This is a genomic window from Pseudomonas sp. Sample_23 (assembly GCF_004307595.1).
GTDB classification, from domain to species: domain Bacteria; phylum Pseudomonadota; class Gammaproteobacteria; order Pseudomonadales; family Pseudomonadaceae; genus Aquipseudomonas; species Aquipseudomonas atacamensis.
The window spans coordinates 12,351-27,550 of record NZ_RCNX01000073.1; the positions used below are offsets into that span (position 1 = coordinate 12,351).

Sequence of the window (15,200 nt, forward strand, 5' to 3'; positions counted from 1 at the left end):
GGTCAATCAAATCCATGTTGCCTGACACTCCGCATTCGCGAGCAAGCTCGCTCCCACATTTGGATTTGTGTGGGTCACAGGATTTTGAGCACACCGCAGATCCCTTGTGGGAGCGGGCTTGCCCGCGAAGGCGGTGGGTCAATCAAATCCATGTTGCCTGACACTCCGCATTCGCGAGCAAGCTCGCTCCCCACATTTGGATTTGTGTGACTCACCGGATTTTGAGCTCACCGAAAATCCCTGTGGGAGCGGGCTTGCCCGCGATGGCGGTGGGTCAACCAAATCAACAGTGCCTGACACTCCGCCTTCGCGAGCAGGCTCGCTCCCACACTGGACTTGTGTGCCACGCTGGATTTTGAGCACACCGCAAAACCTTGTGGGAGCGGGCTTGCCCGCGATGGCGGTGGGTCAATCAAATCGACGTTGCCTGACACTGCGCATTCGCGAGCAAGCTCGCTCCCACATTTGGATTTGTGTGACTCACCGGATTTTGAGCGCACAGCAAAATCCCTGTGGGAGCGAGCCTGCTCGCGAAAGCGGTGGATCATTCAGATCATCATTGACTGACACTGCGCCTTCGCGAACAGGATCGCTCCCACAGGGGTCTATGGTGTCGGGACTATTCGGGATACCCGGTGATTTTGCGGATGCTTTGGTACAGCGGTTTGAGCTGCCGGTACATACGCAAATACACCTCTCTGTACAACTGTTCATAAACCTTCTGCGCCTCAGGCTGCGGTGTGAAAACCGCTCCAACCCGAGTCATCGCCGCAATGGCCGATGGAAAATCCCGATGCAATCCCAACCCCACCGCACAGCAAATCGCCGCCCCCAACCCGGACGCTTCATACACATGCGGGCGCTCGGCCGGCAGGCCGAAGATGTTGGCGGTCAGTTGCATGGCGGCGTCGCTTTGTGAGCCGCCGCCGGCGACGCGCAGGCGCTGGATCGAGACCTTTGAACGTCGCTCGATGTTCTCCATGCCCTGGCGCAGCGCGTAGGCCAGGCCTTCGAGAATGGCCCGGTAGATATGCGCGCGGGTGTGTACGTCGCCGAAGCCAATCATCGCGCCCTTGGCTTCCACGCCCGGTTCGCGGATGCCCGGTGACCAGTACGGTTGCAGCATCAGGCCCATCGAGCCCGGCGGCACCGCGTCGACCAGTGCGTCGAACAGTTGCTCCGGTTCGATGCCCTGTTCTTTTGCCAGTTGCATCTCGCGCAGGCCGAATTCGTTCTTGAACCAGCTGACCATCCAGTAGCCGCGATAGATCATCACTTCGCAGTTGTACTGATCGGGCACGGCCGAGGGGTACGGCGGGATCAGCGGGACGATTTCCAGGTAGCGCGAGCGGGTGCTGGTGATGGTCGCGGTGGTGCCGTAGGACAGGCACACGGTGCGCGCATCGACCACGCCGGAGCCGATCACTTCGCAGGCCTTGTCGGCGCCAGCAGCAATCAGCGGCAGGCCTTCGGGAATGCCGGTGTGGCGGGCGGCTTCGGCTGTGATGTAGCCGAGGGTTTCGCCGGGTTTGTGCAGGGTCGGCAACTGCTCCGGGCGCACCGCCAGTGCCTGCCATTTCCAGTCGCGCGGCGCCGCCCATTTCAGTCGTTTGAAGTCGAAGGGCAGATAGCCGACGCAACAGCCGACAGAGTCGACGAAGCGCCCGCACAGGCGATGAGTAAGAAAGCCCGAGAGCAGCAGAAACTTGTCGGTCGCCGCCCACACTTCGGGTTGATGCCGGGCGATCCAGTTGGCCTCGGCCTGGGCGCGGAAATAATCCACCGTTGCTTGGGCGCCGACCAGTTTGAACAGCCAGCCCCACGGCCCTTTGATGCCGCCCTCGACCTCGGTCTGGCGTTGATCGAGCCAGACAATTGCCGGGCGCAGCGGTTTGCCCTTGGCGTCCACGTTGATCACGGTGCCGCGCTGGGTGGTCAGGGACACGCCGACAACCTGCGCACGGTCGATGCCGGTCTGCTGCCAGAGTTGCTGGCAGGCCTCGCCGAGTTTCGCCCAGTAATATTCCGGATCCTGCTCGGCCCAACCGGGTTGCGTCGAGTAGTACGCCTGCAAGTCGACTTTGCCTTTGCCGAGCAGATTGCCCTGCAGATCGAAGAGCAATGCGCGCACGCTCTGGGTGCCGTTGTCGATCGCTAACAGGTATTTCATGGCGTGATCTCCGGCAAGCCGTGATCGAGCAGCCACAACAATCGATAACGCTCAATTTCCGCCTGCCAACGCTCATCGTCCCAGGCCAATCGCGACTGGCAGAGCGTGCGGATCGCCGGCAAATAATCCTCGCCACCGCGCGGCAGCAACAGGCCCAAACGGGTGCGGCGCAGCAGCAAATCATCCAGGTGCAGAATCATTTCCGCCTCGCAGGCGAACGCCAGCTCTGCCCACAACGTATCGGTGGCGCCAACCGTTTCCAGACCGAGTTCGCCGAGCAATTGCGCCAGCCTCTGCAGGTCTCGACCGTGACGCCCGGCCAAGCGTCGCCATTGATTGCCGCTCAGTCCCGCAATCGTCAGCGACGGCACAGCGGCGAACACCGGCGCGCCGTCATCGACAAAAGAGCGCCCGAGCATCACCGCACACGCCTTGAGCACTTCGAGCGCTTGCGGGCGAAATGTGGTCAGTTTGCCGCCGGCCAAAGTCACGCAACCCGGCTCCTGCCACAACACATGTTCGCGGGTTTCGTTGGACGGTTTGCCCTGCTGCGCACCCGTTGCGCTGCCCACCACCGGACGCACGCCTGACCAGGTCGACAGCACGTCGTCGACGCCCACTTCGGCGCCGGGAAATTGCTGCTGGCACGCGGCGAGCAGATAGTCGAGTTCGTCGCTGGAAATGCGCGCGCTGTGGTCTAGGTCTTCGCGGTGATCGAGGTCCGTGGTGCCGACCACCGTCGCGCCTTCCCACGGAAAGACAAACACCGGGCGCCGATCATGCGCATGCAGAAAAGTGAACGCCTGCGCCACTGGCAAACGCCAGCCCGGCAGCAACAGATGACTGCCGCGCAACGGTCGCAACTGCTTCGCAGCGTCAGCGGGACGGAGGCGCTCAGCCCACGTGCCTGTGGCCACAGCCAACACAGCGGAGCGCAATTGCAGCGTCGCCCCGCCCTCGCCATCTTCGATCTGAACCCCGCACACCCGCCCGCCTTCACGCAGCAGTTGCGTGACGCGCACACCACTGATAATCACCGCACCATCGGCCCGGGCCTCGCGCAGTACGCGCATCACCAGCCGCGCATCATCGGTCAGGGCATCGACAAAACAGCTGCCGCCGAGCAGGCCGTTTTCCTTCACCCCCGGCGCAAGAAAACGCAGTTGCTGGGCGTCATGAAAAGCATGGTTGCGCCGCCCCGCCAGCGCGTCGTACACCGAGAGCAGGCCGCCCATGACGCGCGGCCCGGGAAAGCCGCCGCGATAGTGCGGCATCATGAAACTCATCGGCTCGACCAGCCCCGGCGCCTCGTCGAGGAGGCGCTGACGCTCGCGCACCGAATCGCGGGTCAGGCGCCACTGGCCTTTGGCGATGTAACGCAAACCGCCGTGGACCATTTTCGATGATCGGCTGGAGGTGCCCCAGGCGAAATCGCGCTGCTCCAGCAGCAGACAGCGCCAGCCCCGGCGCGCGGCTTCGCGGACGATTCCGGCGCCGCTGATGCCGCCGCCGATGACGATCAGGTCCCAGGTTTCATCCGCCAGCGTCGGCAGAATCTGCTCGCGCCACTGCGCGTTCCATTGCGCCGTCATGGCCGCGACTCTGGCAACAGCGTGCCCGGGTTGAGGCGCCCCTCCGGGTCGAAATGTTCGCTCAACGCCTGCAACGTCTGCATCGCCAGCGGGCCTTTTTCCCGCAATAGGTACGGTGCGTGATCCTTGCCGACGCCATGCTGATGGCTGATGGTGCCGTGGTTGTCGACGATGGTCTGGCTGGCCGCGTGTTTGAGCATCCGCCAGCGCGCCAGCGTAGCGGCATAGTCGGCGGCCGGGCGAAACACGTAGGTGGTGTAAATGCTCGAACCCTCGCCGTAGACGTGCGAGAGATGAGTGAACACATGCACGCGTTCGCCCTCGGCGGCCAAGGCGTCACGCAGGCTGTTTTCGATCAGGCTGAGCAAGTGGTCGACGTTGCTCCAGTCGGTGGCCGTTTCGAGGGTGTCGACCACGTAGCCGGCGTTCCACAGGTTCTCGCGCAGGTAGGGAAAACGGAAGCGGTTCTGCGCCCACTTCTTGCCCAGCAGGGTGCCGGTGAACACGCCGCCGAAGGCTTTCAGATGGGCGCGCGCGTGTTTCAGCGACAGTGCGTTTTGCTGGCGATTGCCGGTGACGCCGAAGGTCAACAGACATTTGCGGTCGCCGGCGCCGCGCAGCTTGAGGTACTTTTCCAGCCAGGCGATCTGTTGCGGATGGCCCGCCAGCGCCAGTTGTGTTTCGGTTTCCACCGCGTTGGACAGGCGCAGCATCGACAGCGGTACGCGCGCCTGCGCCAGTTGCCGGATTGCTTGCAGCGCCTGCGGCCAGTCGGGCAGGAACACACCGTAGAAACGTTCGTCCGCCGGCAACGCGCTGACTCGCACTTTGACCTCGGAAATGATCCCGAAACGGCCTTCGCAACCGAGCACCACTTCACGCAGATCCGGGCCGGCGGCCGACGCCGGAAACGTCGGAATCTGCAGAGGCCCGGCGAACGTTTCCAGGGTGCCGCCGGCAAACAATTGCTCGATCCGCCCGTAGCGCAACGACTGCTGGCCGCTGGAACGACTGGCCACCCAACCGCCCAGGGTCGACAGCTCCCACGACTGCGGAAAATGCCCCAGCGTGTAGCCGCGCGCACGCAACTGGCTTTCCACTTGCGGCCCGCTGGCGCCGGGGCCGAATGTCGCCAGCAGGCTTTGTTCGTCGAGGTCGGTCAGGCGATTCATCCGCGCCAGCGACACCGTCAGCACTGGGCGCGCGGAGTTTGGTGGATTGATGTGTCCGGCCACCGATGTCCCGCCGCCGTAGGGAATCAGGCACAGATCCTGATCATGGGCGAGGGCCAACAATTGGCGGATCTGTTCGGCCGTTTCAGGAAACGCCACGGCATCGGGATAAGTACCCAGCGCGCCTTCGCGCAACGCCAGCCAGTCCGGCAGGCTCTGGCCGCGCGCGTGCAGCAGGCGATCGTGAGTATCGATGCTGTACAAGCGGTGCGGCACCAGGCGCGAGGTCGGCACTTGCGTCAACGCCGCTGCCAATGTCGCATCGGGCAATGCGCGGCCAGCGCCCAAGCGTTCGTGGAGAAATGTCGCGCCCTGGGCCGGCAGTTCGACCACCGTGCCTGCCTCTCCCCAGCCGTTCCAGCGTCGCATGCGTGTGTCCTTTTTCTGCCGTTGGATCAAGCTTGCATACTAGTCAGCGCTGGAGATCTGTCACGGTCGCATCCGGCCAGATCATGTAGCGAATGGCGCCAAACGTCCGGGCATTTACTTTCGCCGGGCAATCCACTTACCTTGCGGCATTCATTCGCTCACGCGCCGTCGATCAAAGGACCGCGACCATGCCCTCGCTCGGCTTCACTTCCGTTCCGCCGCTGCTCAAATACCTGCGCCATGCCGAACAGTTGGGCATGGCCATCGAGCCTGCATTGGCGGCGGCCGGGTTGCAGGCGCAGCAGTTGAGCGACAACACCTTGCGCCTGCCAGGTGAGGTTCACGAGCGCTTGCTGGATTATTTCTGCGAGCACTCGGGCGATGGGTTGTTCGGGCTGCATGCGGCGAATTTCGTCCTGCCCAATTCGTGGAGCGTGCTCGGTTACATCACCATGAATTGCGCGACGCTGGGCGATGCGATGAGCCGGATCATGCCGTTCGAAAAACTCGTCGGCGACATGGGCGTCAGCCGCGCCGAGGTGCAGGGCGAGCACGTGCATCTGATCTGGGCCTGCCGTTACCAGCGGCCACGGATTCGTCGGCATCTGGTGGAAAACGTGCTCGGTTCCTGGCTGCACTACGCGCGCTGGATCGCCGACACGCAGCTGTCGCCGGCCTGCGTATGGCTGGAGCATGCGCGGCCGGATGCGGTGACGCTGGCCGAGTACGAGACGTTTTTTGGTTGCCCGGTGCTATTCGATCAGGCGTATTCGGCGCTGGTGGTGCCGCTGGCTTATTTGCAGTTGCCGCTGCGCCAGGCCGATGCGCAATTGCTGCGAACCCTGGAAGAACACGCGATGGGTTTGCTGGCGACGCTGGAAGATGCGTCGCTGGCGCAGCAGGTGAAAAACATTCTGCGCGGTTTGCTCAAGGAGGGCTTGCCGCGCAAGGAGCAAGTGGCCGAACAGCTCAGCGTTTCGGTGCGCACGTTGCAGCGGCAGTTGCAGCAGGTCGGGACGTCGTATCAGCAGATTCTTGATGAGCTGCGTCAGGAGTTGGCCGAGCACTACTTGCTCAATAGCACGTTGCCGGTTCAGGACATTGCGCAGTATCTGGGTTTTACCGAACCGCGCTCGTTTCATCGCACGTTCAAGAGCTGGCGCGGGATGCCGCCGGGGGAGTTTCGGTTGCGGAATCGGCGGTGATGCTGATGGCCTCTTCGCGAGCAGGCTCGCTCCCACAGTAGTTCTCGGTTGTCTGCATTTCCGAGTTCACCGCAGATCCCCTGTGGGAGCCAGCCTGCTCGCGAAGGCGTCATTCGCCACACCGATTAAACACGTCTTGGCACAACCGTTTAAAGCCGCCAGACATTCAGCGAAACCACCCACAATTCCTTGCGCCGCTGCCTACGCCTGCGCCAGAATCCGCCGGCTTGTGCGCCTTGGGGCCTGCCGTTAACTTGATTCGGTCACTGATTTCTCAGTGATCGAGCTTAGCGGCTCGGACAGCATTCCGGTTGTACAAGTCCAATCCAGTCAGGCTCACGCCTGCACTCGATGGTGGCTGTGCGCATGGCATCTTCGGATGCACCGGGTTGAATGCTTACCGGTCCGCTAACTTGCGCACAGCTGCCTCCCTTTGCTTAGCGGCGAAACGGATGCAGCTTCATAAGAGGCAAGCATTCATGTTCAAAGTAACCCCAAACCCGCCACCCACCGACTCGGCATCTCCCTACGAATCCGCCGACTCAAAGAAATTCCACGAAGCCGCCGACCGCGCCCTCGACCATTACCTCGGCCCGTCCAGCGCCGAATTCATGGCCCCGCCCTACAAGTCCAACACGCTGTACATGGCCAATCCCGAGGCCGACAACGAATCGCTGTTGGCCGACGCCTGCGAAACACTAGGGTCGGCGACGGTGATGCTCAACGATCAGGCGGGGCTGGTGAACGGCTCGCAGCGCAAGACGTTGCAGGGCATCGCGCAGATTGTGATGGTCGCGGAGATGGCAGTGAATCGGGTGCTGGATCGGTTGGTGCCGACTGATTGAGGGTTTTTGAGGAATTTGGTGTGGGCTGGTTTTTGTGGGGTGTCAGGGGTTGCCCCTCACCCCAGCCCTCTCCCAAGGGAGAGGGAGCCGACCCGGTTGTCTTGCGCTGTCCGTCGACCTGAAAGACCGAGTCGATTATGGATTCGACGCCATGCATTCAATTCGATTATGGATTCAGCACAGAACATTCAGGTCGGCGTAACTCCCGAGCATCCCGCAATCGGTCCCCTCTCCCTCCGGGAGAGGGCTAGGGTGAGGGGCTTTTGATCTCTGGCGCTAAATTCAAAGACTGATCGCATTGGTAAACACCAACCGATTGCCAAACGGATCGGCGATCGTCATGTCCTGACTCCCCCACGGCATCGCCTGAATCTGCGGATGCGAGAACTTGTAATCCTTGGCCATCAACTGCTGCTGAAACGCCTCCAGCTCATCGGTCTCGATACGCAGCGCCGAACCAGGGCAGGCATCGCCGTGATGCTCGGACAGATGCAGCACACACTCGCCCCGTGACACCTGCAGATACAGCGGAAAATTCGCTTCGAAGCGATGCTGCCAGTCGATCTTGAAACCGAGAAAATCGACGTAGAACTCGACAGCCTTGGCCTCATCGAAGATCCGCAGGATCGGGGTGGTTTTGCCGAAGCTCATGGGGTGCTCCCTGACTGATTGGCCCCACAGTGTAGACGGGGAGGATGTCAGCAAATCGGCTTGTGGATGGCTTTCTTTAATTGCAATGTGCCATCACTGTGACGCACACCACGAATCCTTAACGAAAGTGGTCGCGCAGGTCGCCCTGTCGCGCAAGAAACCGCCCTGCCCTCGCCCCATTCGCCTGTCCATCGCGATAACTCAACACGCCGTTGACCCAAACCCCGTCAATCCCCTGCGCCGCCCGCTGCGGATCGTTGAAATCGGCCACGTCACGCACGGTCGCCGGATCAAACAACACCAGATCCGCCCAATGTCCTTCACGAATCTCGCCCCTTTCCTGCAAGCCAAAACGCGCCGCCGACAGGCCGGTCATCTTGTGCACGGCGGTGTGCAGGGGAAACAGGCCAACGTCGCGACTGAAATGGCCCAGCACCCGTGGGAAAGCGCCCCACAGGCGCGGATGCGGGAACGGGTCTTCGGGCAGTCCGTCAGAGCCGACCATCGAAAGCGGATGGGCGAGGATTCTTCTGACATCGGCCTCGTCCATGCCGTAGTACACCGCGCCCGCCGGTTGCAGACGTTTCGCGGTTTCTTCCAGCGACAGTTTCCATTCGCCTGCGATGTCAATCAGGTCGCGCCCGCTGACTTCCGGGTGCGGCGTCGACCAGGTAATAGTGATGCGGTGGGCGTCGGTGACCTGCTTCAAATCCAGGGTCGAGGAACTCGCCGCGTACGGGTAGCAATCGCAGCCGACCGGATGGGTTTTCGCTGCCTCTTCCAGCGCTGCGAGCAATTGCGGACTGCGTCCCCAGTTACCGACGCCGGCGCATTTGAGGTGGGAAATAATCACCGGCGATTGCGCGTGTCGGCCGATCTGGAAAGCTTCATCCATCGCCTCCAACACCGGGGCGAATTCGCTGCGCAAATGGGTGGTGTACACCGCGCCGAACGCCGTGAGTTCTTCGGTCAGTTGCATGACTTCATCGGTCGAGGCGTTGAAGGCGCTGGCGTAGGCCAGGCCTGTGGATAAACCCAACGCGCCGGCCTCGAGGCTGTCGCGCAACTGCTCGCGCATGCCGGTGATTTCGTCGGGGGTCGCGGTGCGGAACAAGTCGTCGAGGTGATTGCTGCGCAGCGCCGTGTGGCCGACCAGTGCGGCGACGTTCAACGTGGTGTTGGCCGCTTCGACGGCGGCGCGGTAGTCGCTGAAACGCGGATAGACGAACGCCGCTGCGCTGCCGAGCAGGTTCATCGGGTCCGGCGGATTGCCCTTCAAAGTGACCGGCGAAGCGCTGATGCCGCAGTTGCCGACAATCACCGTGGTCACGCCCTGGCTGAGCTTGGGCAGCATTTCGGGTTGGCGGATGACCACGGTGTCGTCGTGGGTGTGCACGTCGATGAAACCCGGCGCCAGCACCCGGCCGGCGGCGTCGATTTCTTCGCTGGCGCGGGCGTCAGGCAGATCGCCGATACGCTCGATGCGACCATTGAGAATCGCCACGTCGGCGCGGTAGCCCGGCGTGTTGCTGCCGTCGATGAGCAGAGCGTTGCGGATCAGGGTGTCGTACTGCATGTCAGTCTCCCAGCGGCAGGTGATCGTCGCCGCCACGGTATTCGTCGAGGGCGAGTTTGATTCGCCGCAGGCGTTCTTGATTGTCTTCAGGCCTGGCCAGCGCCAGCTCGGTGGCGAGCACGTCGATGGCCAGCAGCATGCCGTAGCGCGCCGCCGTCGGTTTGTAGATGAACGAGGTTTCCGCGCCTTGCAGCGGCAGGACGACGTCGGCCAGTTCCGCCAGCGGTGAGTCGCCGCGAGTGATGGCGAGGATGCGCGCGCCATAGTTGCGCGCCAGCTCCACGGTTTCCAAAAGCTCCGGGGTGATGCCGGTCAGCGAGCAGACGATCAGCACTTGCTCGGCGTTCAAACTGGCGGCGGTGACGCGCATCATCACCGCGTCGTGGCACACCGCAATCGGGTAACCGAGGCGCACCAGACGCACCTGCAATTCATCGCCGCACAGGGTCGAGCAACCACCCATGCCGAACGCGTGAATCATCCGCGCCTGGCTGAGCAATTTCACTGCGTCGGCGAAGCGCGATTCATCGAAACCGGCCAAATGCTGGCGCAGCGTGGTTTCGATGTCGCCGACAATCTGCCCGTAGAACGCCGACTGCTCGGGCGTGCCCGCCGGGTCGAGAAACCGGCTGCCAACGCCGCTGGCCTGGGCCAGTTGCAGACGTAGATCACGCAGGTCGCGGCAGCCGACCGTGCGGGCAAAGCGCGACAGCGTGGCGGTGCTGACCTCGGCGCGTTGTGCGAGGTCTTCGAGGCTGGCGCTGGCGGCAAAGCCGACATCGTCGAGCATCAACCGCGCAATGCGCCCCTCGCCGGCACTGAAGGAATCCTGGCGGGCGCGGATCTGGTAGAGGATGTCCATGGGCGGCGGGCTCCGGTCACAGCAGGTAGGAAAGGCCGACGGTCAGCGCGAAAGCGACCAGCGAAATCAGCGTCTCGAGCACGGTCCAGGTCTTGAACGTCTGCGCGACCGTCATGTTGAAGTATTCCTTGATCAACCAGAAGCCGCCGTCGTTGACGTGGGAAAAGATAACCGAGCCCGCGCCGGTCGCCAGCACCAAAAGCTCAGGATGTGGATAACCCAGACCGATGGCCACCGGCGCGACAACGCCCGATGCGGTGGTCATCGCCACGGTTGCCGAACCGGTGGCAACGCGCATCAGCGCGGCGAACAGCCAGCCCATGATCAGTGGCGACAAATGAAATTCATGGGCGAGGCTGACGATCTGATCGGTGACGCCGGCATCCACCAGAATCCGGTTCAAGCCGCCGCCCGCGCCGACCAGCAAGGTGATGCTGGCGGTGGGCGCGAGGCATTCGTTGGTGAACTTGAGGATCGATTCGCGGTTGAAACCTTGGGCAATCCCTAGCGTCCAGAAGCTCAGCAAAGTCGCCAGCAACAGCGCGATCACCGAGTTGCCGATGAACAGCAGGAACTGGTTGAACGCGCTGCCGGGGGTGGAAATCAGGTTGGCCCAACCGCCGATCAACATCAGCACCACCGGCAGCAGAATGGTCGCCATGGTAATGCCGAAACCCGGCAGTTTGTCGCGCGGTTCGCGGTCGAGAAATTGCTTTTCCAGCGGATTGTCCGTCGGCAATTGAATGCGCGGCACGATGAATTTCGCGTACAGCGGGCCGGCGATGATTGCGGTCGGAATGCCGATCGCGATCGCGTACAGCAAGGTCTGCCCGACCGAGGCCTGATAGGCCTGCACCGCGAGCATCGCCGCCGGGTGCGGCGGCACCAGCGCATGCACCACCGAGAGGCCGGCCACCATCGGCAGCCCGACCATCAGAATCGACACGCCGACGCGGCGCGCCACGGTGAAAGCGATTGGCACCAGCAAGACGAAACCGACTTCAAAGAACAACGGCAAGCCGACAAGAAATGCGATGCAAACCATCGCCCAGTGCGCGTTCTTCTCACCGAATCGCTCGATCAGCGTGCGCGCCATCTGCTCAGCCCCGCCAGACTCGGCCATCATCTTGCCGAGCATCGTCCCCAACGCCACCACCAGCGCAATATGCCCCAACGTCTTGCCGACACCCGCCTCATACGCACCGACCACCGCCGACGGCGGCATCCCGGCCACCAGCGCAAGGCCCAGGGAAATCAGGGTGATGACAATGAACGGATTGAGCCGGTAACGGGCGATCAACACGATCAGCGCAATGATGGCCACAGCGGCGTAGACCAGCAGCCAATAGCCGAGGGAAGGCGTCATGCGGTACTCCTCGAAAGGGTCACGTTCGAATGGGTTGTGAAACTCATAAATCATTTCGAGATAGAGATTTCAAACCGCATGAAAGTAATTTTCGTGGAGAGACAAGAAGTGTCGCTGATGGGTATGGGGTGTCGTGATTAATGAAAATCGGAGGGCGGGATTTTCATGGCATTTCAAATCTCCACTTAACTCTGTGGGAGCGAGCCTGCTCGCGAAGACCGCTTCACATTCACCCTCTTCATTGACTGACCCACCGCTTTCGCGAGCAGGCTCGCTCCCACAGTTTTGATCGCACCCTTCCAGGCAGAACGCTGTCGACCTCTTGAACCGAGTATGTCGACGCTTCGAACGAGCGCTATACTCGCTCAAGGTAATTACCCGGGATCACGCCATGGCCATCGTACGTCGCAACCGAAAAAAATTGACCCAGGACGCCCTGATCCGCTCAATCGCCAGCTCCACAGCGATCGAGACCGGCCAAAGTGTCGATATGATCGAACGCAAGCTCAAGGCCAAATCCGGCAAATTCCAACACCTCGCATTGGCCAGGTAGGCTTCTCTCAAGCCCACAGTGCTCGCCGGACCCAATATTCCATTGGCTGGTAGTTGCAGTTGAGGCCTTGATTTATCGCAGCAAAGTAAGCCTCTTTGTTTCGCTCCCAACTGCTGTAATCCAGCGGAACATAGCCCGCCTGCACCGCCATCACGTCTGCAAGTAATCTGGACAACCGTCCATTACCCTCCCGGAATGGATGAATCAAAATGAATTCCACATGCGTTACGGCGATGGCGTGAATGAGGTTCTCATCAAGATCAGGTTTGCACGGGGTGAATTCAGCAAGGCATTCCTTCTCAAACCCCTCTAACAAGCGCGGAATCTGTGGGGCCGCAGCAAAGAAAAAACCGTCTTTGCCAAGGTTGACCGCCCGTATTTCACCCGCCCAGGGATAGATATTGCCCAGCCAGTACCGGTGCCAATCCCTCAAGTCCTGAACAGTAATTGACCGTGCCGGTAAACGCTCGATCAGAACCTGCTGGTAAAGTTTTTCCAGCAGAGTCAGCTCGGCATCATCCATCTCTTCAGGATCACTGATTCCCAGCTTGTTGCTCAGTACCTGCTCATCCGAGCCGGCCTGAAAACTGCCCTGTGCCCCCTCTGCCTCGTAACGATCAACCATTCCCGAACCTGCCGACCTGTCGATGATTCAAGGCACCTTAAGCCGGGTGACATGCGAGCGCAAAGGCAGAAATACAAACGGCCACCCAAAGACGGCCGTTCATTTGATCGATAGCAAAGCCCGACGGGGCTCAATGACCCATCACACCATTTCGTTACGAATCCATTCCACCACCGACGTGCGCTTCGGCGTCCAGCCCAGCAGTTTCCGGGCGTGTTTGCCGCGTACGCGACTGTTGGAACCGAGGCCGTAGTTGGCCATTTCATAGCCCCATTCGGCTTCGGCGTCTTGCAATGACCAGTCTTGCGGTTCGCCCAGATTGAGGGCTTCGGCCATGGCGGTGGTCATGTCGATGAACGAGGCTTCACCGCTCTCGACGAAGTAGAAAGTGCCGGGCACGTTTTTGGTCAGCGCCAGCTGATACAGGGCGACGACGTCTTCGATGTGCACGTTGGACCAGATGTTCTGCCCTGTTCCGACGTGGCGAACGACGCCGCTTTTGCGCGCCTGTTTCAGCAGTCGCGGCAGTTGCACGCTGTCGCGGTTGACGCCCAGGCTGTGGCCATAGATCAGGGTGTTGCAGATCACCGCCGAGTTCACGCCATCCTGCGCCGCCGCGAGCACGAGGTTGTCGATGGCTACGCGATCGGCCTTGTCGACAGTCGGCTCCGGCAGGTTGTCCTCATAGTAAATGTCATCGCTGGATTTGCCGCCGGAAGCGTCGCCGACAATGCTCGAACCGCTGGTGTGCAGAAAGACTTTGTTCGAGCCACGCAAAGCGTCGAGTAACGCTTCCACCGCACCGCGATGGTCGCTGCTGGCAGCGTTAATGACGGCATCGGCAGCGCGGGCCTGTTGCGCCAGCAATTGGCTGTCATCGAGGGTGCCGATTACCGCGTTCATGCCCAGTGCTTTCAGCTCATCAGCCTGCTCGGCGCTGCGCACCAGGCCGGTGATGTTGTGCCCGGCCTGCACCAGGCCGGTGGCGATGGAACCGCCGATAAAACCGGCCGCGCCGGTAACGAATACGTTCATGGAGGAACTCCTGCGTGAATAAGTGATGCAGCGAGTATCGGCCGATGAACTCAGGCGAAAAACCCGCCCTCGGCCAATTCACTCTTGCGCAGGGATCACGAATCAGCCCTTGAATTCGGCGCTGGCGTAGGCGGCGAGTTTGCTCTGGATAAAGTCGAGGAAACACTGAATGCGCAACGCCAGTTGCGAGTTGCGGTAGTACACGGCGTTGATCGGCTGGCGGTAGCCGCTGTTGAATTCGCCGAGCAGGACTTTCAGGCGCCCGGCACGGATGTCGTCGATGGTCATGAAGTGCGACAGACAGGCAATGCCCTGCCCTTCCAGCGCCAGATGGCGCACGGTCTCGCCGCTGGAAGCGCTGATCGCCGGGTTGATCGGCCAGCGGTCGCCGTGCACATAGCGCAGCGGCCATTGGTTGAGGCCTTCGTTGTGGGTGAAGCCGAGCAACGTGTGTTCGCTCAAATCCGCCACTTGGCGTGGCGCGCCGTGTTTTTTCAAATAGGCGGGGCTGGCGACGATCATCAACGGACTGCAACCGAGCGAACGCGCATGCAGCGTCGAGTCGGCGAGGGTGCCGATGCGGATGGCGACGTCGGTGCTTTGTTCCAGCAGGTCAATGATCAGGTCGTTGCTGTTGAGTTCGAGCTGAATGTCCGGATAGAGCTGCCGGAATTCGTCGATGTAGGGAACGATGGCGTGGAGCATGAACGGCGAGGCGGCGTTGATGCGCAGGCGCCCGGAGGGAGTTTGCTGGCGCGAGGACAGGCGTTCTTCGAGTTGATCCATCTGGTCGAGAATCAGCTTGGCCTGTTCGAAGAAATACTTGCCCTCCTCGGTCAGGTCCATGCGTCGTGTGGTGCGGTTGATCAGCGTGGTGTCGAGCTTGGCTTCGAGCTTCGACAGCGTGCGACTGACGGCCGACGGCGTCTGGCCGACCTGCTCGGCGGCGGCGGAAATCGAACCGCACTCGATCACGCAGACGAAAATCTGCAACTCATCGGATCTGGCTTTCACTGGTTCCCTCTTTGAAATCGCCAAGATCGCAGCCTGCGGCAGCTCCTACATTGGAATGCATTCCCCCTGTAGATACCGTCTTGAGCCTCACCGGGCAAGCGCAAG

The 15,200-nt window shown here is 61.5% G+C and carries 13 protein-coding genes; 3 read left to right on the forward strand and 10 right to left on the reverse strand.

Features of this window, described 5'->3' with window-relative positions; all coding sequences use genetic code 11:
• Positions 1-619: 619 nt before the first annotated feature.
• Genes D8U82_RS19105 through D8U82_RS19115 form a run of 3 tightly spaced genes read right to left on the reverse strand, consistent with a single transcriptional unit; the run spans position 620 to position 5,363 of the window.
• A complete protein-coding gene (locus tag D8U82_RS19105) occupies positions 620-2,170 on the reverse strand; it encodes an FGGY-family carbohydrate kinase (RefSeq protein WP_125927160.1) in 1,551 nt (516 codons plus the stop codon).
• Positions 2,167-3,762 carry a glycerol-3-phosphate dehydrogenase/oxidase gene (locus tag D8U82_RS19110; protein ID WP_125927159.1) on the reverse strand — a complete coding sequence of 532 codons (1,596 nt, stop codon included), beginning with the start codon at positions 3,760-3,762 and terminating at the stop codon, positions 2,167-2,169. The genes D8U82_RS19105 and D8U82_RS19110 overlap by 4 nt, the downstream gene beginning before the upstream one ends.
• Complete coding sequence (locus tag D8U82_RS19115) at positions 3,759-5,363, reverse strand: FAD-binding oxidoreductase (protein ID WP_130902748.1); 1,605 nt, start codon at positions 5,361-5,363, stop codon at positions 3,759-3,761. The genes D8U82_RS19110 and D8U82_RS19115 overlap by 4 nt, the downstream gene beginning before the upstream one ends.
• Positions 5,364-5,551: 188 nt before the next feature.
• Here D8U82_RS19115 and D8U82_RS19120 point away from each other — a divergent pair, with 188 nt between their 5' ends.
• Together D8U82_RS19120 and D8U82_RS19125 are read left to right on the forward strand one after the other, a co-directional pair.
• Positions 5,552-6,568, forward strand: a complete 1,017-nt coding sequence (locus tag D8U82_RS19120) for an AraC family transcriptional regulator (RefSeq protein WP_130902749.1) — start codon at positions 5,552-5,554, stop codon at positions 6,566-6,568.
• A gap of 479 nt (positions 6,569-7,047) precedes the next feature.
• Positions 7,048-7,413 carry a DUF6124 family protein gene (locus D8U82_RS19125; protein ID WP_095180333.1) on the forward strand — a complete coding sequence of 122 codons (366 nt, stop codon included), beginning with the start codon at positions 7,048-7,050 and terminating at the stop codon, positions 7,411-7,413.
• A 282-nt stretch (positions 7,414-7,695) separates the two neighbouring features.
• On the opposite strand, the gene D8U82_RS19130 is transcribed toward D8U82_RS19125, so the two are convergent.
• The 4 genes from D8U82_RS19130 to D8U82_RS19145 all read right to left on the reverse strand — a co-directional run bounded on the left by D8U82_RS19130 (position 7,696) and on the right by D8U82_RS19145 (position 11,868).
• Positions 7,696-8,064 (reverse strand): glyoxalase superfamily protein, encoded by a 369-nt coding sequence (locus D8U82_RS19130; RefSeq protein WP_016771789.1) that lies wholly within the window; start codon positions 8,062-8,064, stop codon positions 7,696-7,698.
• Positions 8,065-8,182: 118 nt separating this feature from the next.
• Complete coding sequence (locus D8U82_RS19135) at positions 8,183-9,640, reverse strand: D-aminoacylase (RefSeq protein ID WP_130902750.1); 1,458 nt, start codon at positions 9,638-9,640, stop codon at positions 8,183-8,185.
• 1 nt (position 9,641) lies between these two features.
• Complete coding sequence (locus D8U82_RS19140) at positions 9,642-10,502, reverse strand: MurR/RpiR family transcriptional regulator (protein WP_130902751.1); 861 nt, start codon at positions 10,500-10,502, stop codon at positions 9,642-9,644.
• A gap of 16 nt (positions 10,503-10,518) precedes the next feature.
• Positions 10,519-11,868 (reverse strand): GntP family permease, encoded by a 1,350-nt coding sequence (locus D8U82_RS19145; protein WP_122699439.1) that lies wholly within the window; start codon positions 11,866-11,868, stop codon positions 10,519-10,521.
• A gap of 391 nt (positions 11,869-12,259) precedes the next feature.
• Between D8U82_RS19145 and D8U82_RS28160 the strand changes: the two genes are divergently transcribed.
• Positions 12,260-12,421, forward strand: coding sequence for a hypothetical protein (locus tag D8U82_RS28160; RefSeq protein ID WP_016771791.1), 162 nt, complete (start codon positions 12,260-12,262; stop codon positions 12,419-12,421).
• Positions 12,422-12,428: 7 nt separating this feature from the next.
• Here D8U82_RS28160 and D8U82_RS19150 read toward each other — a convergent pair whose 3' ends face one another.
• The 3 genes from D8U82_RS19150 to D8U82_RS19160 form a co-directional block, all read right to left on the reverse strand.
• Positions 12,429-13,046 carry a Fic family protein gene (locus D8U82_RS19150; RefSeq protein ID WP_122699386.1) on the reverse strand — a complete coding sequence of 206 codons (618 nt, stop codon included), beginning with the start codon at positions 13,044-13,046 and terminating at the stop codon, positions 12,429-12,431.
• A gap of 141 nt (positions 13,047-13,187) precedes the next feature.
• Positions 13,188-14,081 carry an NAD-dependent epimerase/dehydratase family protein gene (locus D8U82_RS19155; protein WP_110603511.1) on the reverse strand — a complete coding sequence of 298 codons (894 nt, stop codon included), beginning with the start codon at positions 14,079-14,081 and terminating at the stop codon, positions 13,188-13,190.
• A gap of 102 nt (positions 14,082-14,183) precedes the next feature.
• Positions 14,184-15,095, reverse strand: coding sequence for a LysR family transcriptional regulator (locus D8U82_RS19160; RefSeq protein WP_125917861.1), 912 nt, complete (start codon positions 15,093-15,095; stop codon positions 14,184-14,186).
• Positions 15,096-15,200: the final 105 nt, after the last annotated feature.

What these genes read in the sequence shown, in the direction of transcription:
- D8U82_RS19105 (WP_125927160.1), bottom strand. Translation starts at nt 2,170, where the DNA reads ATGAAATACCTGTTAGCGATCGACAACGGCACCCAGAGCGTGCGCGCA.
- D8U82_RS19110 (WP_125927159.1), bottom strand. Translation starts at nt 3,762, where the DNA reads ATGACGGCGCAATGGAACGCGCAGTGGCGCGAGCAGATTCTGCCGACG.
- D8U82_RS19115 (WP_130902748.1), bottom strand. Translation starts at nt 5,363, where the DNA reads ATGCGACGCTGGAACGGCTGGGGAGAGGCAGGCACGGTGGTCGAACTG.
- D8U82_RS19120 (WP_130902749.1), top strand. Translation starts at nt 5,552, where the DNA reads ATGCCCTCGCTCGGCTTCACTTCCGTTCCGCCGCTGCTCAAATACCTG.
- D8U82_RS19125 (WP_095180333.1), top strand. Translation starts at nt 7,048, where the DNA reads ATGTTCAAAGTAACCCCAAACCCGCCACCCACCGACTCGGCATCTCCC.
- D8U82_RS19130 (WP_016771789.1), bottom strand. Translation starts at nt 8,064, where the DNA reads ATGAGCTTCGGCAAAACCACCCCGATCCTGCGGATCTTCGATGAGGCC.
- D8U82_RS19135 (WP_130902750.1), bottom strand. Translation starts at nt 9,640, where the DNA reads ATGCAGTACGACACCCTGATCCGCAACGCTCTGCTCATCGACGGCAGC.
- D8U82_RS19140 (WP_130902751.1), bottom strand. Translation starts at nt 10,502, where the DNA reads ATGGACATCCTCTACCAGATCCGCGCCCGCCAGGATTCCTTCAGTGCC.
- D8U82_RS19145 (WP_122699439.1), bottom strand. Translation starts at nt 11,868, where the DNA reads ATGACGCCTTCCCTCGGCTATTGGCTGCTGGTCTACGCCGCTGTGGCC.
- D8U82_RS28160 (WP_016771791.1), top strand. Translation starts at nt 12,260, where the DNA reads ATGGCCATCGTACGTCGCAACCGAAAAAAATTGACCCAGGACGCCCTG.
- D8U82_RS19150 (WP_122699386.1), bottom strand. Translation starts at nt 13,046, where the DNA reads ATGGTTGATCGTTACGAGGCAGAGGGGGCACAGGGCAGTTTTCAGGCC.
- D8U82_RS19155 (WP_110603511.1), bottom strand. Translation starts at nt 14,081, where the DNA reads ATGAACGTATTCGTTACCGGCGCGGCCGGTTTTATCGGCGGTTCCATC.